Annotated in this window: 18 protein-coding genes; 11 read left to right on the top strand and 7 right to left on the bottom strand. The window is 45.3% G+C overall.

The genetic code is table 11. From position 1 onward, the window contains the following. Positions 1 to 3: 3 nt before the first annotated feature. The gene (locus K5Q92_RS04880) at positions 4 to 246 is read right to left on the bottom strand and encodes a YdcH family protein (protein WP_220767928.1); all 243 of its coding nucleotides are present in this window, start codon (positions 244 to 246) and stop codon (positions 4 to 6) included. A gap of 396 nt (positions 247 to 642) precedes the next feature. On the opposite strand from K5Q92_RS04880, the gene K5Q92_RS04875 reads away from it, so the two are divergent. The 3 genes from K5Q92_RS04875 (at position 643) to K5Q92_RS04865 (ending at position 4,699) form a co-directional block, all read left to right on the top strand. Then, positions 643 to 1,833 carry an alginate export family protein gene (locus K5Q92_RS04875; RefSeq protein ID WP_220767927.1) on the top strand — a complete coding sequence of 397 codons (1,191 nt, stop codon included), beginning with the start codon at positions 643 to 645 and terminating at the stop codon, positions 1,831 to 1,833. A gap of 267 nt (positions 1,834 to 2,100) precedes the next feature. Beyond that, entirely contained in the window at positions 2,101 to 3,570 is a 1,470-nt protein-coding gene (locus K5Q92_RS04870; protein WP_220767926.1) for an MBL fold metallo-hydrolase RNA specificity domain-containing protein, read from the top strand. A 145-nt stretch (positions 3,571 to 3,715) separates the two neighbouring features. Continuing rightward, positions 3,716 to 4,699 carry a hypothetical protein gene (locus tag K5Q92_RS04865; RefSeq protein ID WP_259649497.1) on the top strand — a complete coding sequence of 328 codons (984 nt, stop codon included), beginning with the start codon at positions 3,716 to 3,718 and terminating at the stop codon, positions 4,697 to 4,699. Positions 4,700 to 4,725: 26 nt separating this feature from the next. Here the strand turns inward: K5Q92_RS04865 and K5Q92_RS04860 are convergent, their stop codons facing one another. Then, on the bottom strand, positions 4,726 to 5,136 hold the full coding sequence (locus K5Q92_RS04860; RefSeq protein ID WP_220767925.1) for a hypothetical protein: 411 nt from the start codon (positions 5,134 to 5,136) through the stop codon (positions 4,726 to 4,728). Between the two features lie 398 nt (positions 5,137 to 5,534). On the opposite strand from K5Q92_RS04860, the gene glnD reads away from it, so the two are divergent. Continuing rightward, on the top strand, positions 5,535 to 8,108 hold the full coding sequence (glnD, locus tag K5Q92_RS04855) for a [protein-PII] uridylyltransferase (protein ID WP_220767924.1): 2,574 nt from the start codon (positions 5,535 to 5,537) through the stop codon (positions 8,106 to 8,108). Positions 8,109 to 8,156: 48 nt separating this feature from the next. Further along, the gene (locus K5Q92_RS04850) at positions 8,157 to 8,753 is read left to right on the top strand and encodes an HAD-IB family hydrolase (RefSeq protein ID WP_220767923.1); all 597 of its coding nucleotides are present in this window, start codon (positions 8,157 to 8,159) and stop codon (positions 8,751 to 8,753) included. A 126-nt stretch (positions 8,754 to 8,879) separates the two neighbouring features. On the opposite strand, the gene K5Q92_RS04845 is transcribed toward K5Q92_RS04850, so the two are convergent. Beyond that, positions 8,880 to 10,418: a glutamate synthase-related protein gene (locus tag K5Q92_RS04845; RefSeq protein WP_220767922.1), complete on the bottom strand. Its 1,539-nt coding sequence runs from the start codon at positions 10,416 to 10,418 to the stop codon at positions 8,880 to 8,882. 562 nt (positions 10,419 to 10,980) lie between these two features. Between K5Q92_RS04845 and gshB the strand changes: the two genes are divergently transcribed. The 3 genes from gshB to K5Q92_RS04830 all read left to right on the top strand — a co-directional run bounded on the left by gshB (position 10,981) and on the right by K5Q92_RS04830 (position 15,350). After that, entirely contained in the window at positions 10,981 to 12,018 is a 1,038-nt protein-coding gene (gene gshB, locus K5Q92_RS04840) for a glutathione synthase (RefSeq protein WP_220767921.1), read from the top strand. Continuing rightward, a complete protein-coding gene (locus tag K5Q92_RS04835; RefSeq protein ID WP_220767920.1) occupies positions 12,002 to 13,981 on the top strand; it encodes a flavohemoglobin expression-modulating QEGLA motif protein in 1,980 nt (659 codons plus the stop codon). The genes gshB and K5Q92_RS04835 overlap by 17 nt, the downstream gene beginning before the upstream one ends. Positions 13,982 to 14,267: 286 nt before the next feature. After that, positions 14,268 to 15,350, top strand: coding sequence for a PQQ-dependent sugar dehydrogenase (locus tag K5Q92_RS04830; protein ID WP_220767919.1), 1,083 nt, complete (start codon positions 14,268 to 14,270; stop codon positions 15,348 to 15,350). A gap of 430 nt (positions 15,351 to 15,780) precedes the next feature. Here the strand turns inward: K5Q92_RS04830 and ppiC are convergent, their stop codons facing one another. The 3 genes from ppiC to K5Q92_RS04815 all read right to left on the bottom strand — a co-directional run bounded on the left by ppiC (position 15,781) and on the right by K5Q92_RS04815 (position 19,548). After that, positions 15,781 to 16,059, bottom strand: coding sequence for a peptidylprolyl isomerase PpiC (ppiC, locus tag K5Q92_RS04825; RefSeq protein ID WP_220767947.1), 279 nt, complete (start codon positions 16,057 to 16,059; stop codon positions 15,781 to 15,783). Between the two features lie 117 nt (positions 16,060 to 16,176). After that, positions 16,177 to 17,724 (bottom strand): arylsulfatase, encoded by a 1,548-nt coding sequence (locus K5Q92_RS04820; RefSeq protein ID WP_374758439.1) that lies wholly within the window; start codon positions 17,722 to 17,724, stop codon positions 16,177 to 16,179. Positions 17,725 to 17,784: 60 nt separating this feature from the next. Then, positions 17,785 to 19,548, bottom strand: a complete 1,764-nt coding sequence (locus K5Q92_RS04815) for an amidohydrolase family protein (RefSeq protein ID WP_220767917.1) — start codon at positions 19,546 to 19,548, stop codon at positions 17,785 to 17,787. Positions 19,549 to 19,721: 173 nt separating this feature from the next. Between K5Q92_RS04815 and K5Q92_RS04810 the strand changes: the two genes are divergently transcribed. Together K5Q92_RS04810 and K5Q92_RS04805 are read left to right on the top strand one after the other, a co-directional pair. Further along, positions 19,722 to 20,732, top strand: a complete 1,011-nt coding sequence (locus K5Q92_RS04810; protein ID WP_220767916.1) for an AraC family transcriptional regulator — start codon at positions 19,722 to 19,724, stop codon at positions 20,730 to 20,732. Positions 20,733 to 20,775: 43 nt separating this feature from the next. After that, positions 20,776 to 21,555, top strand: a complete 780-nt coding sequence (locus K5Q92_RS04805) for a CLCA_X family protein (protein WP_220767915.1) — start codon at positions 20,776 to 20,778, stop codon at positions 21,553 to 21,555. A 62-nt stretch (positions 21,556 to 21,617) separates the two neighbouring features. On the opposite strand, the gene pyrC is transcribed toward K5Q92_RS04805, so the two are convergent. Further along, a complete protein-coding gene (gene pyrC, locus K5Q92_RS04800; RefSeq protein ID WP_220767914.1) occupies positions 21,618 to 22,655 on the bottom strand; it encodes a dihydroorotase in 1,038 nt (345 codons plus the stop codon). A 191-nt stretch (positions 22,656 to 22,846) separates the two neighbouring features. Between pyrC and K5Q92_RS04795 the strand changes: the two genes are divergently transcribed. Beyond that, positions 22,847 to 23,569: a pseudouridine synthase gene (locus K5Q92_RS04795; RefSeq protein WP_220767913.1), complete on the top strand. Its 723-nt coding sequence runs from the start codon at positions 22,847 to 22,849 to the stop codon at positions 23,567 to 23,569. Positions 23,570 to 23,636 lie beyond the last annotated feature (67 nt).

Genomic DNA, 23,636 nt, shown 5'->3' with positions numbered 1-23,636 from the left:
TGATTAGGCATCTGTATTCAGACGATGAAACAGCGAGTCTTTTAGTTCGGCTCGATCGTGTTTTAATTGATGCATGGCGTTGTCATCAATTGGCGCGCCCTTTAATTCAAGTTCGCGGATCTCTTTATCGAGTGCATTGTAGCGTTTGGTGTCTTGTGCAAAAGAGTCATCACTTTGGCATAGCTTAACAATAATATCTTGGTACTCAGGAAACTCATGCATAATTGAGTGGTTTTCACCTAACATATCAACCCCTAAATAGTTAATTAACAGTATTGTTGCTAGATAAGTAAAGCTAATTACATGAGGAATTACAAGGCGATTAGTCGCACTTTCACTCTCCTTTTTATTGTATCGTTACTCAAATCTAGCCTAGTGTTGAATCTTGTAGAGTAAATAGCTTGCAGCCTAGTTCACTGGAGCGGCTTTCAGTTGCTAACTACTTAAGTAGCTTAACAATTAGCTAAATAGAGTTTATACCTATTTGTGGGTACTACTAAATTAGTATTCGCTGATGATCTTTGTCACATATTTAGTAAGCGGTTTGTAATCATTGTGTAACATTGTTTTAGATCAAAAAGCCTGATTTGTTTCATCAATATAACTACGCATGAGAATGATGAAACAAAAGGATTACAATAAATGAAAGTCCATACCCTTACTCTAGCTGTACTCGCAAGCTTAGCTTCAACCGCTGTAACTGCAGAAACCGTTGACCCGCTTAAGAAAGCTTTTATTGATGATTCCGCAGTAAAAGTGCAGTTCCGTCTTCGCTATGAAGATGTGGATGTGGCTAATGTTGATCAGCAAAATCAAACAACGCTTCGTACTCGTCTGAACTACCAAACTGGTGACTTATATAACCTGTTTGCAGTGGCTGAGGTTGATGATGTGCGCTCTACAGACAATGAGCCTTTGATTGGCGATTATAAGTATACCCAAATTAATCAGGGTTACATCGGCTATAAAGGCCCTGCAGAAACGTTAGCAAAGCTTGGTCGTCAACGTATTTTACTCGATAACCAACGTTTTGTTGGTGGCGTCGGTTTCCGTCAAAATGAGCAGACTTATGATGCCGTGTCGGTGAAGAATACCGCGATTGAAGGCTTAACGGCTTACTACGCTTATGTGGCCAATGTGAACCGTATTTTCCCTGAGGGTTCAGGCAAAGAAGAGCATGAAAATGAAACTAACCTAGTAAACCTCAACTACAAGGCGTTAGATTTCGCTAAGATTTCAGGTTATGCATATTTAATTGATAACATAGATGTTCCGTCTTTCTCTAACGATACCTACGGTATTCGCGCAACTGGTGACATTAAACTCGATGCCCTAAAGCTAAGCTATGAAGCGGAATATGCACAGCAGTCTGAAGGTAGTGATAATCCTGTGAGTTATAGCGCTTCATACTACAAGTTAGGAGCGGGCGTTAACTTCGACTTCATCGGCGCTAAGGTCGGTTACGAAGTATTAGGTTCGGACGATGGTAAAGCGGGTTTCATTACTCCCTTAGCGACGTTACATGCATTTAACGGCTGGACTGATAAGTTCCTATTCGGTGGTAAAGGCAACTGGGAAAACGGTCTAGTTGATACTCATTTTGTCGTGACAGCTAAGCTTGCAGGGCTAAAACTCTTAGCTAAATACCATAAGTTTGATTCTGACTATGGCGATATCGATATGGGTAAAGAGTGGGGAGTTGCAGCAACTTACCCATTTGCTAAGTACTATAGCGTAGGTGTTAAGTATGCCAGCTTTAGTGGTGCTGATGCGGGCTACGGTTTCTCAAACGATACCGATAAGCTGTGGCTAACACTGCAAGCCAAATACTAAATAAAATTAGGCGTAAAGCCTGACTGAGTCGTATTGAGCCCGCACTAGGGCTCACCTCTAAGCTCCCATTTTATAAGCAGGATAGTTAAGTTATTCCTGCTTTTTTTATGGTCTTCATATTATCTAATTACAGCAAGATATTTTTCCCACTTCTGCTAGTCGGAATTGAGTTAAGGGTATATCTTTTAAACATAAGCACCAGAGATGACTCACCCTTTATTAACGCTACGGAGAAGGGGATTAAGGTGCCTTTTAAGGAAGATAGCGATGCAGATGACTCTCTCTTTTCTCGGTGCAGCTCAAGAGGTGACAGGCTCTTGTCATCTACTCAATATAGAAGGGTATCAAGTACTGCTCGATTGTGGCCTGATCCAGGGAAGTAAGGCTGATGTGTTACGCAACCATGAGCCCTTCGCTTTTAAGCCATCGCAGATCCATGCCGTGGTATTAAGCCATGCTCATATTGACCATTCAGGTCGGCTCCCTTTATTAGTGAAATCAGGGTTTACGGGGCCCATCTATAGCCAAAAGGCCACGGTGGAGCTTTGTGATGTGATGCTTAGAGACGCAGCTATGCTGCAGGCTCGGGATACAGAAAGACTTAATAAGAAGCGGGAAAAGAATGACTTACCTTTGCTGGAACCACTCTTTGATGAAGCTGATGTCGATCGGGTGATGCAGCAATTTGTGGCGATCGATTATGGCGAGAAGGCGCAAGTGACCCCTCAGCTTAAAGTCTGTTTATCTGATGCGGGACATATTCTAGGCTCTGCCGTGGTTGAGCTGTGGCTTGGCCAAGGGGATGAGAGCAAAAAGCTGGTTTTTAGCGGCGATCTTGGTCGAGAGGGCATGCCTATTCTGGATGACCCGACACTCATCGAAAAGGCCGATCTGGTGCTGATGGAAAGTACCTATGGCGACAGACGACACCGTGGCTGGGATGATACCTTAGAGGAGTTAAAGTCGATATTTGCCCGTACCATAGAGCAGAGTCGAGGCAATATTTTGCTACCCGCCTTTTCGGTTGGCCGAGCACAAGAGTTGCTGTATCTGTTTCACCTTCACGCCAAAGATTGGGATCTTTCTCGCTGGAGGATTTGCCTCGATAGCCCGATGGCGATTCGGGCGACACAGATCTATGTAAAAAACTACAGCCTAATGGATGAAGATTTTAAGCGTTTTACCCGTATGTCACCGGGCAAGCATCCACTGCTGTCGAATGTCGACTTTATCGATACCACTGAGGAGTCGATGGAGTTAAATCATATTCACCAAGGCTTGATCGTTATTGCGGGTAGCGGTATGTGTAACGGTGGCCGAATTCGCTGTCATCTCGAACACAATTTAGCAAACCCGTTATCGGACGTGATTATTTGTGGCTATCAGGCACAGGGTACGCCCGGACGACTGTTAGTCGATGGCGCTAAAAGCTTAACCATTAGTGGTCAAAGCGTTAATGTCGCAGCTAAGTTGCATACTGTGGGTGGCCTGTCGGCCCATGCGGATCAAGCTGAGTTATTGCATTGGTATCGACACTTTAGCAACTCTCCTCCGGTGATATTAGTGCATGGAGAGGTTGAGGCGCAGAAAGTATTGCTAGCACAGCTTTCTGCAGATCCTAACTTAGCGCCGAGTCACAGTGCGATAGCCCAGTTAGGAGACTGCTTAGATCTGACCCAACTACCTAAGCTTGTCTGGTTATCTAAGTCTACTGCTAATGAGTCACAAGATGAATGACGCTTGAGATGTAAAGTCGATGTAATGGGTGATACTATCCCGATATATTAATGTTATATTCTGAGTGCGTTTTTTGTCGTCTAAGTGGTTGTTATTTACAGTTTTAGCTTTAAACCTTGCCCCAGCATATGGTGGGCAAGCTTCAGTGCGCGCCCTTAAAGAAGTGAGGTTGGCAGAAGCTGAGCCAGAAGTGTACTCAGGTGCTGATGCTCGCTCTACAGAATCTAAAGCGGTAGAAGCTAAGGCTGTAGAAGTTAACCCGCCCCCTGAAGAAGACCCTTGTTATAGCCAGTCACAGATGGAGGGGGCGATAGATAAAGCCTTCGACTACATCAACACTAAATTCTGCCAACCCGCAATCTGGTTTGATAGTTTTTTTGTGGATGAGAGAGTCGAAGAGGATGCTAGAGCCGGCACGATTGTGCGTTGGTATAACGACTTTGCTTATTACGAGAAAGAGGGCTTTAAATATCGAGCCAACCTCAACGCCAGACTAAATCTACCCGGTGTGACTAAACGCTTAAAGATCATTTTAGACTCGACAGGTGAGGATGATCCGTTTGGCTTTATCAAATCACCAGATGATAATAATGAGCGGGATATTGGCCTGAGATATGATTGGTACGCTAAAGATCGCGTCAGTTTCAATATTAAGGCGAATTTTAAGCCTAAGATTGAAGCGAGGTGGCGTTACACCTATCCTCTCTCTGAGAGTACAGTGACGCGACTCACTCAAAAGCTCTATCAAGAGAAGAAGGTAACAGGGGAGTCGACCGAGTTTGATATTGAGCATGCGTTTAATGAGACATTTGTGGGTCGATGGAGCGCGGTGGCGCAATATGAAAATCGTGATAATGGTTGGGAGTTTGGCTCTAGCCTTAAAGTCTATCAATACATCAATAACAAGCAGGCGTTGAGCTATCAGGCGAGTATTTATGGCGTCGATGAGCCTTATCATTACGTTAAGAATGCTAGCGTTAGTTTTACCTACCGACAGAACTTTGCTAGGGATTGGTTATTCTTCGCGATCACGCCGGAATACAATTGGAGTAAAGAGGATGAATTTTCGATGCGGATTAATCAGATCATCCTTACCTTTACCATTGAGTTACTATTTCAAAATGTCTAACAGCCTCAGCTTTTCCTATTTGTTACTTAATTAGTCTCAAAGGACATAACGCTAACGTCAGGATCCGCTTCATCAAGGCCCTGTTGTGCTGGTACGGCAACAAGTTCAGCTAGAATAATCAAGCTGTCGGTATAGGAAAAACCATAGCCATAGCCACCTTCGGTGGTGACACCGTTACCCAGTAAATGGGGATCACTGAAGTGATCTTTAAAGGCAAAGTCTCCAGAGGTAACAGGTGTTATCTGCACCACCCGGTAGCCATCGAGGTTTAACTTTTCAATCGCCAGTTGCAGGTCAGCGTTGAGTCTGTCGCTATCAACCTTGCAGGTGGAGTATTCAAAGTCTGATGTTTTTGGTTTCGCGGCCCACATCTCTTCGCGCTTATCGGTTTCAATCTTGGCAAAATAACTCTTAACCAATACAATTTTTTGTTTCATTGAGGCGACCTTTAGCTTATCGCTAATCTATTTACAGTATATAGGTGTACATGCTACCAGAGAGTACTCTATTAGCACCTAAGGGTAAACGTTGTTAATTAGTGCTTATTCAATGGCTTTAGCTACCTGTGTTGTGTGTTTTTTGTGCTTTTTAAGGACGGGCTCTGGCTGGAAACTAACCTATTTTTGGGGGCTAAACTCAGGGCTACCTCGGGGTTTTACTCAGGGTTTGCCTTGTGGTTTGTTGAAAAAAAGTCTTGTAATTGTTATTGTTTTGAGGTTGTTGCTTCAGTTCGAGTCACCTTTTAGACGGCTAAGTTTACTCAGCAGTCATTAAATATGAGTGAGTCGTCAGCTAGTATAAACCTGTTGTTTAGCGATTAGGAAAAGCCCTTATTATGTCTAATGTATTGGAACTGAACTCCATTGCGGAGTTAAAGCTCCATATAAAAACCTTCGATGCAAGGCTTAACGAGCAGTTTTTAACCCTGCCGGTACAGTCTTTGCTGAAAAGACGGGCGAAACATATAGACGAAATGTTGGTATCGCTATGGAAGATGTACCACCTGCATAATACATCTATATCGCTCAATGCGGTGGGAGGATACGGTCGAAGGGCGCTGCACCCTAGGTCGGATATCGATTTAGCCATTATAATCGAACAAGAGTTAACCCCGCAGCAGCAAGAACAATTATCCCTCTTCCTCACCCGCCTCTGGGATTTTGGTTTAGACATAGGCCAAACCGTTAGAACACTTTCTGAATCGATAGAGTCTGCAAAGTCAGATATCACCATAGCGACAAACCTGCTGGATATTCGCTGTCTAGTTGGCCCTAAGAAACACGCTCAATCCATTAAAGAGCAGCTTTACCAAGATGAGTTGTGGACCAGCCTGTCCTTCTACGACGCAAAAATGGATGAGCAGTTGCAACGACATAATAAAGCGCAGAATACCGCGCTGTATTTAGAACCTAATTTGAAGAACAACCCCGGTGGTCTGCGTGATGTACACACCATCATGTGGATTGCACAGAAGCACTTTTCATTAGCCAATGCCAATGCCTTAAAGACTATCGGCTTTCTACAGCAGGACGAAGTCTATGAACTGCTAGAAGCCTATGATTTTATCTGTCGGGTTAGATGGGCGCTTCACTGCGTGACTCAGTCTGCCCAAGATGTGCTGCTGTTTGAGCATCAGGCGGCAGTCGCCGAATTTATGCATTTTGGTCAAGGCGATAATAGCCAGCTCGCCATCGAGCGTATGATGCGCCAGTTATTTAGGGCGATGACCCGAGTGCGAGAGTTAAATCAGATCATCTGTGACTCCTTTAAGCTCGATACCTTAAATGACACCGAGCGCAGCAATCTAGACGCTATCGATAAGTATTTCAGTGTTTGTAATGGGCTCATTGAGGTGAAGTTTACCCAAGCCTTTATCGATAAGCGTCAGGTTATGCGGATGTTTAAGTTACTTGCCGAGAATGACAATATTGAAGGCATTGCGCCGCAAACACTGCGGCTGCTTAGGCAGACTCGGCGCGGTTTACTCGGCGAACTGCAAGATTATCAGGGCTGCAGAGAGGAGTTTTTAGCTATCTTGTCCCATCCAAAAGGTTTGCGAAAGTGTTTGGGCTTGATGCATAGATACGGCGTGTTAGCGGCCTATTGCTCCCAGTGGCGTGCCATCGAGGGGCAGATGCAGTTTGATATGCATAACGCCTTTACCGTGGATGAGCATACCTTTAAGGCGATTCAATATATTGATAGTTTTGCCCTAAACAAGAAGAACAGCCTTACCTATACGCTTTACCAAAATATCAGTAACCGTTTTGCACTCGTGTTTGCAACCCTGTGTCATCATCTGTCAGGTAAACAGACCATAGAAAACAGTGAATTGAGCGCCATTCAGGCAAAAGAGTTAGCGGAAGAGCATCTGCTGAAAGGCTCAACTACTTCGCTTATCTACTGGTTAGTCGCCAACCAGAACCTGCTGATCAGTGCTATTCAGACCCAAGATATCAGTGAGCCGGATGTGATTAAACATCTTGCTAAAAGCGTAGGCTCACAAGACAAGCTCAATGCGCTGTTTCTATTTACCATTGCCGATATGATGGCAACTAACGAGAGTTACTGGAACGATTGGCAGGAGAGCCAATTGACGCTCTTGTATATGGCGATTCGTGATGCGTTAAAGCAGGGGATTGAAAATATTTTTGAGGTGCGTACCGTTATTCGTGAGAATCAGGCGGATGCCAAGCCTCTATTGATTCAACAAGGGGTAGATGAAGCACGCTTAGCCGCCTTTTGGCATACCTTACCCAACAACTTCTTTAGTAGTAATTCGGTGGCCGATATCGTTGAGATCACTCAGCATATTCTCACCACCGAGTCAGGGACTACCCGAGTGTTTGCCGGCCAGAACAGTGATCATGGCTTTACCAGTCTCTTTGTCTATACCCAAGATAGAGCCAAGCTGTTTGTGGATCTGTTTAAGACCTTAGCTAGTTCAAAGCTTAAAGTGAAAGATGCACAGATGATGCAGACTAAAGACGGCCGTGTGTTAGAGATCATCAAGGTGCTGGATCATAGGGATGAACCCATTGATGATGAGCCACGAATCGAGCAGATCATCAAACGCATTTTCCGTGCAATTGAGCGGCGAGAAAGACCGAGAAAGTTGATGACACCAAGAGCGTTAAAGAATTTCGATAGCCCTCCTGTGGTCACTGTGCTACATACGACCAAGAAGAACCGCGCCTTACTCAAGGTTAACAGCCTAGATGATCCCATCTATCTAGAGCAGATCTGTAACTTATTGTCTGAGCGCAATCTGATTATTCATTCAGCCAAGATAAGTACCCTAGGTGAGTGTACCGAGAATGTATTTATGGTCTCTAACGCCGAGAAAACCGCCTTTGGTCATGACGAGCAACTTAAGCTGGTGGATATTATCGAAGAGGAGATTGCCTAAAAGCTGGTAGAATAGTTCGCTATTGTATCGACAGCTTAGGAGAGCGGCTTGAAGCTAGTCTTGTTCGACTTTGATGGCACCTTGACCCATCACGATATGTTTACCAAATTTATTATCTATTCGGCAACGCCACTTCGGTTGTTGCTCGGCGTGGTGTTTATGTCGCCGCTATATCTGCTTTATAAACTGGGGCTGATCCCAGCGCGAAAATTAAGACCATTTGTTAGCTTCTTTGCCTTTGCGGGGCGCTGTGAACATAAGGTTAGCGCCTTAGGTGAGGCCTATGCTCACCGAGTTATTCCCTCAAGCTTAAGGGCCGACATGCTGCAAACCTTAAGGCTGCACCAAGCCGATGGGGCGACCGTTGTGCTGGTCTCGGCTTCGCTTGATCTTTATCTTAAGCCTTGGTGCAAGACGATGGGCATAGCACTCATCTGTAGCGAGATGGCTGTTGACGGTAGGCGCTATAGCGGTCACTACAGCGGCGGAGATTGTAGCTGTGAGGCTAAGGCTTATAAGGTGTCGCAGGAATTTGATTTAAGCCGCTATAGCCAGATCTACGCGTACGGCGATACCAAAGAGGATCTCGCTATGCTCGCCTTAGCCGATAAGGCATTTATGAATGGCATTGAGCAATCTCTTTAGCATTGTCGTCTTAATATTGCTCTCTTTAATCTCCGCAGCTTATCTAGCAAAGTCTCTATAAAGCTAAGTTCATATAAAGCTATGCTCCTATATCACTAAGCCTATATAAACTAAGTGGTTATGAAGCTAGGGCTCCATAAAGCCTGAGTATTTTACGCCACTAAGGCGCGCCATCTCTCGGTGCCAAGTGGCTAAGTCCTCTCTATTAAATTGACTGAGAGAGTCATGGCCGCAGGCTCTTGCCATCAGTTGCATCAACTCGGTTGAGGCCTGGAAAAAGTTGCGTAATTGCTTAGCGGATTTATCAATATCGAGACGGCGGCGCAAGTCGGGATTTTGGGTAGCGATCCCGGCAGGGCAGTTATTGGTATTACACATTCTTGCAGCAACACAGCCGATAGACTGCATGGCGCTGTTCGATACCGCCACGCCGTCGGCGCCTAAGGCTAGTGCCTTTATAAAATCAATGGGTGTACGTATTCCGCCAGTAATGATTAAGGTTACTTGGCCGCTTACACCTTGTTGATCGAGGTACCGTCTTGCTCTGGCGAGTGCCGGAATTGTCGGTACGCTGATATGATCGCGAAAAATCTCCGGTGCAGCGCCCGTACCGCCACCTCGACCATCTAGGATTATATAATCGGCACTGGCATCGAGTGCGAATTGAATATCTTGCTCAATATGATTGGCACTGAGCTTAAAGCCTATTGGGATCCCGCCTGAGATCTCTCTGACTCTATCGGCAAAGCGCTTGAAGTCGGCACAGCTTTTAAGATCAATAAAGGTGGGGGGGGAGATGGCATCAGTGCCCTCTGCTAGCCCTCTGACTTGAGAGATTTTGCCAATATTTTTACTCGCTGGTAGATGGCCACCTGTGCCGGTTTTGGCTCCCTGTCCCCCCTTAAAGTGAAAACTTTGTACCTTATGCAGTAGCTCCTCTTGATAACCAAATTGGGCACTAGCCAGCTCATAGAAATAGCGTGAGTTTTCAGCTTGCTCCTCGCTTAACATGCCGCCCTCACCAGAGCAGATCCCGGTTCCAGCTAGTTCAGCGCCGCGAGCGAGTGCGATTTTAGCTTCTTCCGAGAGTGCACCAAAACTCATATCGGAGACCAGTAGCGGGATCGCCAGCTTGAGCGGTTTTCTTGCCTGGGGTCCTATGATTAACTCTGTTGCAACCTCAGCATCTTCCATGAGCGGCTTGGTTGCCATTTGCGCTACCATTAGCTGCAGGTCATCCCAGTGAGGAAGCTCATTACGGGGCACTCCCATGGATGTCATGGGTCCGTGGTGACCCACTTTAGATAAACCTTCTCGCGCCAATAGGTGGATATACTCAAGGGTGGGCTCTATGGCTGTATTCTGAGCGATGGGAGCCGCATTAACGGCTTGAATGACTCCAGAGCCTTGTTTACCCACATCAGCCTGAGAAAACTGTTTATGTGAGCCATCGCAAAAGGGAGCGTTAGCCGTGTGTTTGCACTGACAAAGATAAGCCTCTTCGGTTTTATCAGCCTTAAAAGCCAGAGGCTTAAATTCGGTTCCGTTGTGGGAGCCATCACAAAACGGTTGACTCTTAGAACGTCCGCAGCGACAGAAATAATAATCTTTTCCTTGGGTTAGATTAACTTTTATCGGCTTATTATCGGCAACGACTGGCTTCATCGGATTACCCCTTCCTTTTTTATAGGGCTGATAAATGAACTAGTTAAAGCATAGTCATAAATCGGTTGTGATGTAGCTCTAGCCCTCATTATCTCCCCGAGTTTTGGGGGAGAGTGGGTGGATAGGCTTATACATTAGGTTGTATCTATTGGCTGTACCGGGAGTTTTTTGCCTTTGAGCATAGCTCTGCAACTTCAAAAGCGGTTGTACCGTTATTCAGCTAATAGTTATTCAAAACCGTCCGGTTTTCAGCACAAGTTTATGGATAATGAAAAAGCCTTGAAAGGTCATGCTGCGGGGCTTTCGGCTTGTCGGCTAGTTGTGTAATTAGTGAATGAGTTTATTTTATTTTGTGGGTATATTTTTATATTCCAATTGCAAAATTTGGTGTAAATTAGCGCCACCATATCTAGTACAACTTGTATTGATAGATAGATGCCATAGTACGGTTTAGGTCGTGTTACCTAAGTCATTGTGTTGTTTATTTTGAATACTCTACACCTCCCCAAGCCACCACCTGGCCCAAGATCTTTAGAGCATTCCGTTTTTTAAAGAGATCCCTATGAATATTCTATTTTTGATGTACCCATGGTCTACTATCGTGCCTGAAACCGACACCACGCTGAGGTTAATCCATGAGTGTGTTGTTAGGGGGCATACCGTTGCGCTTGCGACTACAAGTAATTTAACCATGCGTGACTCTGAAGCGAGTGCGTTTTGCCAAGTATTCAATAAAGAGCTTCCTACGCCAAATAACATCGTCTCTTTCTATAAGAGGGCTGAGTTTAAAAAGGTGCAGTTGCCGTTAGCAGGATTTGACAGCATCTTTATGCGCGCGAGCCCACCGCTCGATCCGATCGCACTCAACTTCCTCGATTCGGTACGCGACCAAGTGTTCATCATGAACGATATCGATGGACTGCGGATCGCCAATAACAAGCTGTACACCGCCTCATTTGATGATCCTGATAATACCTTCATTCCGGTCACCCATGTATCTAAGACACCCGAGTATTTAGAGCAGGTACTGCGTGAGTCTAAGACCGATAAGATGATCATGAAACCCTTAGACGGTTTCGGTGGTCAGGGCGTTATTCTTGTCGAGAAAGCGGCGCAGAAGAGTTTCCACTCGCTGTTGCAGTTTTACATCAACAGTGGCAAGGGTGCCAACTACGTGATTTTGCAAGAATATGTCGAAGGAGCCGATGAGGGGGATATACGTATTCTCATGTTAAATGGCGAGCCGATTGGCGCCATGAAACGAGTGCCCGCACCGGGCGAGGTCCGCTCGAACATTCACGCTGGTGGTAGTGTAGTTAAGCATGTGCTGACCAAGAGAGAAAAAGCCCTATGTAAGCAAATAGGGCCTAAGCTTGTGCGTGATGGCTTGTTCTTTGTTGGCATAGACGTTATCAACGGAAAGTTGATCGAAGTGAACGTACAAGCCCCAGGTGGCATCATGCGTATTAACAAGTTAAATAACGTTAAGCTTCAGAGAAAAGTTATTGATTTTATTGAAAGTGTTATCGATGCTAAAGAAGCGTTGAGCACAAGAAAGACTGAATTTAGAAAGGCGATTGAAGATGCTCAGGTTATCTGAAAAAGAGTGTATAGCGTTAATTAATAAAGGTGAATGCTTCCATGGTGAAGTAGAAGCGGGTTCATTTACGGTAAAGATTGATGAATATTCTCCGTTTGTGTGTACCGCTATCCATAACGGCCACAATTTACGTGACGAGCTGGAAAACAATTGTCGATTAACGGCCGAAGAGCGTCTATACGCAGAGGCGCCCTATACGGCAGATATGTTGTCATCTTTTCCGATCGTGTTGATTGGTAATGACTCACGTTTTGAATATGATTTGAACCGTCCAAAGTCCCATTCAACCAATTATAAGACTGCTTGGCAAAAACCATTAACCATTAAGCAGCGTAATGAAAGCCATGCTAAGCATCAGTCTTTCTATAATGTACTAAGCGCACTGGTTGCACGTTTAGAAAAGCAATTTAAAAACAGCATCGTATTTGACGTACACTCGTATAACTACCAGAAACTTGAAGGCGATACACCGACCTTTAATATTGGTACCAGCCAGATAGATATCGAACGTTGGGGCACGACTTGCCAGAATTTTGAGAAGCAGTTAAGCAAGATTGAGCTACCAAACCTTGATGTACGCGCCGCAAGAGACGAAGTCTTTCAGGGGCGTGGTTATCTTATTGCCCATGTGAACGCGAACTTTGACCACACGCTAGTGTTACCACTTGAAGTGAAAAAAGTCTTCATGGATGAAACTACGGGCGAGTTGTATCCTTTGGTTTTAGAAGAGCTTAAGGCGGGTGTAAAGCAAGCGATCTCTGAGACTGCGGCATACTTTATGCGCCGTTTTGGTAAACGTAAGTCGGTAAGAAATGTTGACCTGCTATCGTCAACCTTATCACCTGAAATACTGTCGCTGGATAAGAGCCTATTTAAGCTTGCCAGCAACGTTGCCACACTGAAATATATCAACCCGATCAATATTGCCAGTGAGCGTAAAAAGTTCTTAGCGCGTAAAGGTGCTGCAGCGCCAGAGTTTAGCTACAAGCAACTAAACCTTAATCCATATCAGTTCCGCGAGCAGTTATATAAGCTGCCTGTGGCCAATATTATGGATGCAGATATTCAGCTGCTGTATCGCCATGTGATTGATAATTTGGCGACCAAGATTGATCTTTTATGCTCAATTGGCACAGACGAATTTGTCTATAACTCGCTTAAATACTACGGCCAGCCAGATAAAGAAGATATCGCCAATGCCGAGTTTTTGTTGCGAGCACCAGATATTGAGGGGGATGACGACGAAGCGATTTATGATTCTGCTTATGCGGTGAAGTCATTCCAAAAGCAGGCCGATGAGTGGGGCCTTAAGTGTAAGGTTGAAAAATCGACACGTATTGTCGCGAAGGCGATGGTAAACAATGAGCGCGGTAGCTTATTAATCAACAAAGATGCCATGTTTACCAGCAAAGAATTAGTCGCCTTTGCCTACCATGAGCTGGGGGTGCATATGCTCACCACTGTTAACGCTCGCCGCCAAAAGCTAAGAGTTTTGTCACTCGGTTTAGTGGGTAACACCCACACTCAAGAAGGTGTGGCAATCTATAGTGAGTATTGCTCGGGCAACTTAACCCTTAATCGTCTAAAGATTTTGGCGCTGCGGGTAATTGCGGTGAACTTGATGCTAGAGCAGCGTGACTTCTCGATGACTTTCGAAACCCTTAAGCGTGAATACGGCCAAACCACGGAGCAAGCCTTTACCTTAACCACTCGCGTTTATCGCGGCGGCGGTTTAACTAAAGACTTCCTCTATCTCAAGGGCTTTAGAGATATCGTTAACTTAAGTAAAACCACATCGCTAGATAATTTATTAGCAGGTAAGGCGGGCACTCTCGACTTACCAATTTTAAACGAAATGGTTGAGCGTAATATGTTAGAACGTCCGGTGCCGCTATTTGAGCTTAAGCATAAGTCGACACCTGAAACAGCGGTTATCGATTACCTGATCTCGGCAATTCGCTAATATCGTTTATCACTAACGGATACCTATAGAGATGAAACGCCTTGCTGCCTATGTAGCAAGGCGTTTTTTTATCTATGGCGGTTAGCTCTAAGACGATTAGAGCAGAGATGATACAAGCTAAGACGGTGAAACTAGCCGAAACTCGGCTTTGTAGGTCGGGCTTTAGCCCGTCACAGGAATAGCAAAGCTTAGTATTAGGAAAGCAGAAAATGATTGGTTTGAATCTTAAATAGACTGCTTTATGCTGGCTTTATAACCTAGAGCTTAATTGAACATGAGGACAGGTATGTCGATAAAAATAATCCAAAGAATAAGCGTGCTGATGTTTACCTTATTGGCAGTGAGTAATGTTCAGGCAATGGAAGCGGTCAAGGTGGCAAGTGGACTCAATATGCCTTGGGGGCTGGCCTATATTGATGACAATACCATGTTGGTCAGTGAAAGAGCTGGATTGCTCAAGCAAGTGAATCTTAAAACCGGTAGCCAGCAAGTGATTGCTAAACCCAACAATGTTTGGGCTCAAGGGCAAGGCGGTTTACTCGATATTGCCGTATCGCCGTTTGCTGCCAACACTCTTTACCTTACTTATAGCAAAGATATTGAGGGCGAGGGCGCGACTACGCTGGCTAAAGCCACTTATCAAAATGGCAAGCTAACTGATTGGCAAGATCTGTTTGTTAGCACCTCTCGCTCCGACACCGGCAGGCACTTTGGTAGCCGAATTGCATTTGATGATAAGCATGTTTATTTTTCTATCGGCGACCGTGGTGTACGCGACAATGGTCAAGATACACTTACCCATGCTGGAACAATTTTACGCCTTAATCCTGATGGTAGTACTCCTTCTGACAATCCATTTGTTACTGATAAGGCGGTGCTAGATGAGATCTGGAGCTATGGTCACCGTAATCCTCAAGGTTTGGTTTACGATAGGCCAACACAAAAACTGTGGTCAATCGAACATGGCCCTCGCGGCGGCGACGAAATTAATCTTATTAAGCGTGGTGCTAATTATGGCTGGCCTGTTACCTCTCACGGTAAAGAGTACTGGGGGCCACTAAGCGTAGGCGAGGGCAAATTAAAAGAAGGTGTTGAGCCTCCCGTGAAAGTGTATGTGCCATCCATTGCCCCAGGCAGTTTAGTGCTGTATCGCGGTGATAAATTCCCCGAGCTAAATGGCAAGTTGCTTGCTGGCGCATTAAAGTTGACCCATATAAATGTGGTGACCATCAATGAGGCAGGCAAAGCGGTTGCAGAGCAGCGCATAATGGCTAAGCTAGGCGAGCGCATTCGAGACATTGAAGTGTCGCCACAAGGGGATATCTATTTTAGTACCGATAGTGGCAATCTTTATCAGCTTAAAAGATAGGTGCTAGATTTTAGGAAAAGCAGGTCATAGGAAGAGCTAAGACGGTAAAAGCCGAACGGCCTGCGGCCTTGCGAACGTGACTGTGTCACTCACGGAAAAGATGGGAAAAGAAAGGTCCTAGGTTCTAGGAAAAGCAGGTCATAGGAAGAGCAAAGACGATTAAAGCCGAGACGGAAAGAGCCAGTTAAAAGCAGGGAGAAGCGGTGATTGTTGTAGGTCGGGCTTTAGCCCGTCACGTTTTTGATTTTCCTAGCAGGGCGAAGCCCGTTCTCGCAGCGAAGCGTCCTAGGATCTAGCCTCTTCTTCTAAAGCAAATAAGCGGCAATGGTGGTGCTTTTTGCTTTTGATTTTCCTAGCAGGGCGAAGCCCGCCCTCGAAGCGTAGTGTCCTAGGATCTCAAGCCTTCATTAAAGCGCAGCGTCCTAGGGATCTAGGTTCTATAAAGGATCTTTACCACATGCCAACCGAACTTAGTTTTTACTAAATGCGGAGTGATTAACTCACCAGTAAAACAAACCTTATCGAACTGCGGTACCATTTGGCCTTTTTTAAACTCGCCTAAGCTACCGCCTTTTTTGCCCGATGGGCAGGTTGAGTGTTTCTTGGCAAGAACGTCAAATTTCGCGCCTTTATTGAGCTGCTTGATGATATCTTCAGCCAGTGTTTGGTGCTTAACTAATATGTGTAATGCTGCTGCGGTGCGCGCCATGATAAGGCCTAATCTGTTTGAAACTAATTGCTGCAATTATACCGCCTATTAGCAGCAATAGGCTAGGGTGTCTAAACCGCTAGCCTAATGATGGTGTTATCAGTGATAGGCCAAAGCTTACTTAGCTTGCTTAGAGATATTTACCAAGTCTTGCATATCAATATCAACGGTAAAGCTGCCAGGGACTTGTCTTGGTGGAAACTCTTTGAAGGTCGCCAACATCTGCTTGACTTTAATTTGCGCGGGGATCGCCACAAACGCGCGCTTATACCACCAATCATCATATCCAAAACCTTGATCGCCTTTCTCATAAGGGTCGATAGTTAAATCAAATAATTTAGGCACTCTTAAGGTTTTTTGTGGTTGAGTCCAAACAGCAATGCCTTTGTTTTCTTGGCTTTTAAAATGAAACTTCCAACGACCATCACGCATGGCAAGCAGTTCACCATCATCAGACCAATAGAAAAACTGTTTACGTGGGCTTTCCTTGGTTTTTTGGCTTAGGTAATCCACCATATTATATCCGTCTAAATGGTTGCGGTATTGCTTGCCATTACTGGCTTTATAGCCCGAAAGTAATTGGTTTTTTATGTCGTTATTGCCTGCAATGCTCATTAATGTGGGAAACCAATCGGCTGAGGAGACAATGCCATTAAATTTAGAGTTGGGTTTAATATGATTAGGCCATTTGATAAATGCTGGGACTCTAAAACCACCCTCCCAGCCAGTATTTTTCTCGCCTCTAAAGGGGCTGGTGGCAGCATCTGGCCAAGTGGCGTTCATTGGGCCGTTGTCTGTGGTGTAAATCACCACTGTATTGTCTTCAATATTAAGTTGTTTGAGTTTTGCTAGTAATTGGCCGATATGGTTATCGTGCTCAATCATGCCATCGGCGTAATCCCCTAAGCCAGTAACGCCAGAGTTTTTATCACTGACATGGGTGTAGTTGTGCATGCGAGTGGTGTTATACCACAAGAAAAATGGCTTGTTTTTATCAGCCTGTCGGCTGATAAAGTCGTTGGCTGCCGCTAAGGTTTCATCATCAACGGTTTCCATACGTTTGCTGGTGAGTGGCCCTGTATCCTCTATTTTACCGTCGGCATAAGAGCGAATCACGCCTCGCGGACCAAAGCGCTGTTTAAATGCTGCAGACTTTGGATAATCAGCATTTTCTGGTTCTTCTTCGGCATTAAGGTGGTAAAGATTACCCATAAACTCATCAAAACCATGCTTAGTGGGCAGCATGTCATCGCGATCACCTAAGTGATTTTTGCCAAATTGACCAGTTGCGTAACCGAGATCTTTTAGGGTTTGGGCCAAGGTTATATCTTGTGGCTGTATGCCTTGGCTAGCACCGGGTAATCCCACTTTGCTTAAGCCTGTGCGCACCGGCATTTGTCCGGTAATAAATACTGAGCGTCCAGCGGTACAGGATTGCTCAGCATAATAGGACGTTAACATTGCTCCCTCATTGGCAATGCTGTCGATATTAGGTGTTTGATAGCCAAGCATGCCGTTGTTGTATGCCGAGAGGTTACCGTAGCCGATGTCATCACCAAATATCACGACAATATTAGGTTTATTGGCGGCATAACCACTTATTGAAACAAGGGCTAAACAGAGCCCTATAACTAAATTATTTATTTTTTTTATCATCTTAAACATCCCTATTATTAATAGATTTACTCATTGCTGAGTGCATTAACCTTTCTAAAAATGACCAAGCTAGTGCGCCGGAATATAAGTTCCGAAGTCCATACTCTTACCAAGTTCGGGGGTTATTTGATCATGCTCACATGCGAGATTACCGTTGATAAATACTTGCTCTATTAGCCCTGGGTTCCGATTAACAAGGCGCTGTAAGCCAAAGTTTTCCATTTCAGCCCAGCTTACTTGTTCGAGGTTTTGATCAAATTTGGCAGGATTTAGCACCACGATATCGGCTCTGTCGCCAACACGAATTCGGCCTGCATCAATATTGAACCACTGCGCCTGATCGCCAGTCATGCGGAACACTGCCTGTTCCATTGTCATGATTGCCTGGCTATTTTTAGCTTGCTGACTTTGGCTTTCATTAATGCTTTCATTGACCAGTTTTAGCATGCGTAACGGCAAGTTATAAAAAGCCATATTGCGGATATGCGCACCGGCATCGCTGAAGGTGATTAAAGACTTTTTGTCTTTAACCATGTTCTTTAGAACGTGCTTGCGGTGGTTAGCTACCGTGGTGTACCAGCGCAGATCTGTGCCGTATTGCACTACTAAATCGAGGAATAAATCGACAACATGGATCTGTTTACTCTCAGCAACATCAGCGAAGTTTTTACCCACGATAGATTGATCTGGGCATTCAAGGATAATGGCATCACCAAAGTCGCGCTGCCATACGCGGGGACTGAGCTTTTCGCCGTAAAACTTCCTAAAGTCACGGCGGTAGGTTTCATCTTTTAAAAGTTCATTGCGAGCTATTTTATCTTTTAAGTCTAGCGCCAGTTCACCAGCACCAAACTCTTCAAAAAACACCACATCAATACCATCGGCATACACGGTAAATGGAGTTGGTAGTACTTGCCAGCGAAAGTCGCCATTAAAGAAGTTGGTCACTCTAGCGGCAAGATTGGTGATTTTGCTCAAGTAGACACTGCCTTTTAAATCCATACGGCTAATCAAAGTGGTTTTTAGGCGCTTTTTAAAAATGCCCATACATTCGCGCATATATTGGTTTATTTGTAGTATTGCCGCCGCATTCGGTGCACCTTGATGCACGCGGTCGTACTCGCGAACTAAGTTGTTTAGGCGTGATACTTCTTTCCACTTAGCGTAGGTGCTCGGTAAGCTTTTTGACCATTCGCGGTCGCCATCAATTTTGTCCCACTTTAGGCACATGGTCGATAAGCCTAAAAAGCCGACATCGAGAGACTCTTTAAGCAAGCTTTCCATTTTGCGCATTTCCATTTCGGTGGGAGTGACGTTTAGATCAGTTGCGCGGCTTAAGCCCATTACACCAACACGTAAATCACTGTGGCCAAGCATACTGACAACGTTAGGCCCTAGAGGATGTTGCTGCGCAAACTCGACCCACTGCTTAGGCGTACTCCATGTTTTATGTTGCTTTAAAATGGGGAGGACTTTCTCTCGAGGCACAGTTTCTACTCTGGTAAAAATATCAGAGGCATCTTCATATTCACTGCAGATCATGCTTAATGAGCAGCTGCCAACAAGTACCGTTGTTACGCCATGGCGTACAGACTCTGAAAGGCTAGGGCTAACAATTAGCTCGGCATCATAATGAGTATGAGTGTCGATAAATCCCGGCATTACCCACTTCTGTTGAGCATCAATAATGTGATTACAACCAGTTTCATCTAAGGCTTGGCTTGAGACTTTTACTATTTTGCCATTTTTGATAGCGACATTTTGAATCGACGATGCCGCGCCCGTGCCGTCAAAGTATCGGCCTCCTTTAATAATGGTATCGTATGCAGACATAGAAACTCCCCTCAATGTTGTTAATCGTTTTTATTATGTTTATCGATTCGACATTTTTAGGTTAAGGCTTGTCTAATTTTCATTCTTGTCATTTGGTGACAAATTGGCGATTATCTAAACATCGCTAACGTTGATGGTGGTTAAGGTGTTGTTAGCTAGGCGAGAGGGCATAGATGAAACAAGATTACTTAATTCGTAGTGCATCACTATCGGGCTTTAGCTCTTTGGTTAGCGAACTTGGTGGCGATACTCATAACTTGTTATTGCAATGCGAGTTGCTACCACGGGATCTCAGTAACCCAGACAATATGATCGCCTTTGCCAGCATGATTAACTTATTGGAGTTGGCATCTAACGAGCTTAATTGCCAAGACTTTGGCCTGCGTTTGGCTGCAAAGCAGGGGCTTGAGATGTTGGGCTCGGTAGGGCTAATTATTCAGGCAAGCCATACCGTGCGCGAGGCGCTGGTTAATGCTCAGCGCTATATGATGCTGCATAGTCATGGTGAGTATTGGATGCTGAGAGAATTTGAACAGTCAATATTTATTGAGCGCTATCAGATTTATCAAGATATTAGTCATGCGAAGCAGTATAAAGAGCTGTCGTTTGGAGTGTGTGCAGGTCTAGTTAAAACCTTGATTGGCCAGCCTCTGCAGGTAGAGAGACTAGAGTTTGCCCACGCCCAGATTTCTGATAGCAGCGTTTATCGTAAATATTTTGAATGCCCAGTGGTATTTAACCAAGAAAACGATCGACTAATTTTAGATTCTAGTTATCTTGAACAGCCATTGTTGCCTAACTCTTATCAAGACAAGCAACAGGTTAAATTCTATTTAGAACAGTTAATCAGCCAGTTTGGCGACGATATCGAACGTAAGGTTAAGACTTTAATATTGCAAACCATGGGGCTACACGATGCCAATATTGACCAAGTAGCGACTATGCTCAATATGAATCGTCGAACCTTACAGCGGCGTTTAGCAAGGCAAGATTTAACCTTTAAACAATTATTAGCCGATGTAAGGATGAGCACAGCTTGTTGGCATTTACAATCAAGTCAGCTCGATATCACCTTGTTGTCGGAAGTGTTAGGCTACAGCGATGTAAGCGCTTTTAGTAAAGCCTTTAAGCAAGTCCTAGGTGTTTCGCCTTTAAAGTGGCGCAAATCAGCGCAAGCTTCGTAAGAATAACTAATCTAATCAACCGCAAAGTTTGTAGGAAGGATCAGTGTTAAAGTCTAAGTCCTATCGCCGCATTGGCCCCGATTACCGCTTCGACGAGCAGGTGACTTTTGTCGATATTAAACAGGTATTTGGCCTAGGTCATATTCGCTTGGGTAAGTGGGTCGAGGATGAGGAGCGCGATAAGGCTGCTAATCTGATTTTTGACTCGCTAGCTGACTTGGCTTTTATCTTAAAACTGCCCCCCAAGGCACTGGGGTTAAGGGAAACCTTAAACCTTGCCTTTGGCAGTGGCGGCCAAAAAGGCGTGCAAGCCCATTATGCTCCGCAGCGGCGTGAGCTTGCACTGGCTAAAAATGCCGGAGCGGGCGCATTGGCACATGAGTTTTGGCACGCGTTTGATCACTATATTGCATCTAAATCTTTTCATACTTCGCCTAACGGGATCTCGTTTGCCAGCCACAGCTGGCTTGCCGATGTTAAACCAATTAAGCATCCTCTTAATCAGCGTTTAGAGCGTGTCTTTGAGGTGAGTATGCTCAATGAGAATGGTGATGAGGGACATGATTATGTTAGCCGCGCCATTGCACTGGATAAGCAATATGGTACTCAGTATTTTTCGCGGCCAACCGAGCTGATGGCGCGGGCGTTTGAGTCCTGCATCGAGTCTTACCCGGAGATCACTAACCCCTACCTTGTGGACGAGACCTTAACCTCGCCCCTGTTTGATGCGGGTGGCTACCCGACCTTTGAACACAGAGCGCAGATCTTCAATGCGTTGATTAACTACTTTGAGCCATTAGGTGAGGCTCTAGGGCGTGAATAGCTTTGCAATTTCCCATAAAAGAAGCCCGCATTAGCGGGCTTCTTATTTTTTAGCTTAAAGGCTTAAGCGTTTTTTACTTTCCAGTTAACCTCTTCACCGGCGAAGAACGGCACAATAGGGTTACCGTTTGGCAAGATTATCTCGCTTGGTACAGTCCACTTCTCTTTTACTAAGGTAACTGTACTTGTGTTGCGCGGCAGGCCGTAAAAATCAGGGCCATGCTTACTGGCAAAGCCTTCAAGCTTATCTAGCGCACCTAAGTCATCAAAGACCTGAGCATACAGCTCTAGTGCACTCCAAGCGCTATAACAACCAGCGCAGCCACAAGCCGATTCTTTACGGTGTTTCTCGTGTGGCGCTGAGTCGGTGCCTAAGAAAAACTTACTTGAACCCGTTGCGACCACAGCGCGAAGCGCTTCTTGGTGGGTACTGCGCTTAAGCACGGGCAGACAGAAGTTATGTGGGCGAACGCCGCCAACGAGTAAATCATTACGGTTAAGCAGTAGGTGCTGTGGAGTGATAGTCGCCGCCACATTATCGGCTGCTGACATCACAAAGTCAGCCGCGTCTTTAGTGGTGATGTGTTCAAATACCACTTTAAGAGTTGGGAACGAAGCTACGATACGTGCTAGGTAGCGCTCGATGAACATGGCTTCGCGGTCGAAAATATCAATATGTGATTCGGTCACTTCACCGTGAACCAGTAGCAACATACCGTGCTTAGCCATCGCTTCAAATACAGGGAATAGCGCGTCGAGGGCTTTGACTGCTGCATCTGAGTTAGTTGTCGCACCTGCTGGATATAGCTTTGCTGCCACAACGCCAGCAGCTTTGGCATCGATGATGTCTTGCTCTGTGGTGTTGTTGGTCAAGAAGATAGTCATTAGCGGTTCAAAAGTCGAACCCGCTGGTCGCGCCGCCAAAATACGCTCACGATACTCAGTTACCATCTTCGCATCGGTAACAGGTGGTAAAAGGTTAGGCATCACAATCGCACGTTGGAACAGGCGCGCCGTTGCAGGAACGGTTTCTTGTAACATATCGCCATCGCGAAAATGTAAGTGCCAATCGTCAGGGGTAAGTAGGGTGATCTGCGTCATTGTGGGTTCCTAAGCGTTTACGACAAAGTAAATAGGCTTTTTTATGCCTTTTCTTAGCCGGGTATTGTGCCTGAAATCGTGCTCGCTTAACAGCTGAACCTCTAAGAATGCGGGCATTTTTAAATGAGAGCTTGTGCAATTTCTGCCACTTGCGATAATTCAGCTATAGCGGAAAGCGATTAAAATGAGATATGCGTTTAGATAAATTTATCTGTAAGAGTACCGAGCTTAACCGTCATCAGGCGAGTGAGTGCATCGATCGCGGTGAGATTAGCGTTAACGGCGGGGTGGTAACTGATGTGCGCTTTCAGGTACATGAAAGCAATGAGGTGCTCTACCGAGGGCTGCGGTTAGTCGCAAGGCCTTCACGCTATATTATGTTACACAAACCAATCCATACCCTTAGCTCCAATGTCGATGGCGATTACCCAAGCCTGTTTCGCTGTATCGATATTGAAAGAGTGGAGGACCTGCATATTGTTGGGCGACTCGATGCCGATACCACGGGGCTTGTTCTGTTGACCGACGATGGCCGCTGGTCATTTGATATTATTCGCCCCGATAAGCAGTGTGAAAAAACCTACCGCGTCACCCTAAGAGATCCGATTGGAGGGGATGAGGCGGCTGATATGATTGCACGGTTTAAGCATGGCCTGCAACTACAGAATGAGCAAGCACTTACCTTGCCTGCAATACTTAAAGTGGTGACTGAAAAAGAGGTGTTACTCACCATTACCGAGGGCAAATATCATCAGGTGAAGCGCATGTTTGCTGCGGTAGGCAATCGCGTTAACGGCTTACACCGAGAGCAGATTGGTGATTTAAACTTAGATGTTACTGTGGGTAACTGGCGCTACCTTACTGATGTCGAGGTGAACCGACTGTCAACGCCAACGCCGCAGTCGAAAGCTTAAGATAGAAAGCCCTTAACCTACTAGAGATTAAGGGCTTTTAAACGTTATCAGGCCACAGTTTTAACGA

This window comes from Shewanella sp. MBTL60-007, assembly GCF_019654915.1.
GTDB lineage: Bacteria > Pseudomonadota > Gammaproteobacteria > Enterobacterales > Shewanellaceae > Shewanella.
This window is presented reverse-complemented; position numbering and strand designations above follow the sequence as displayed.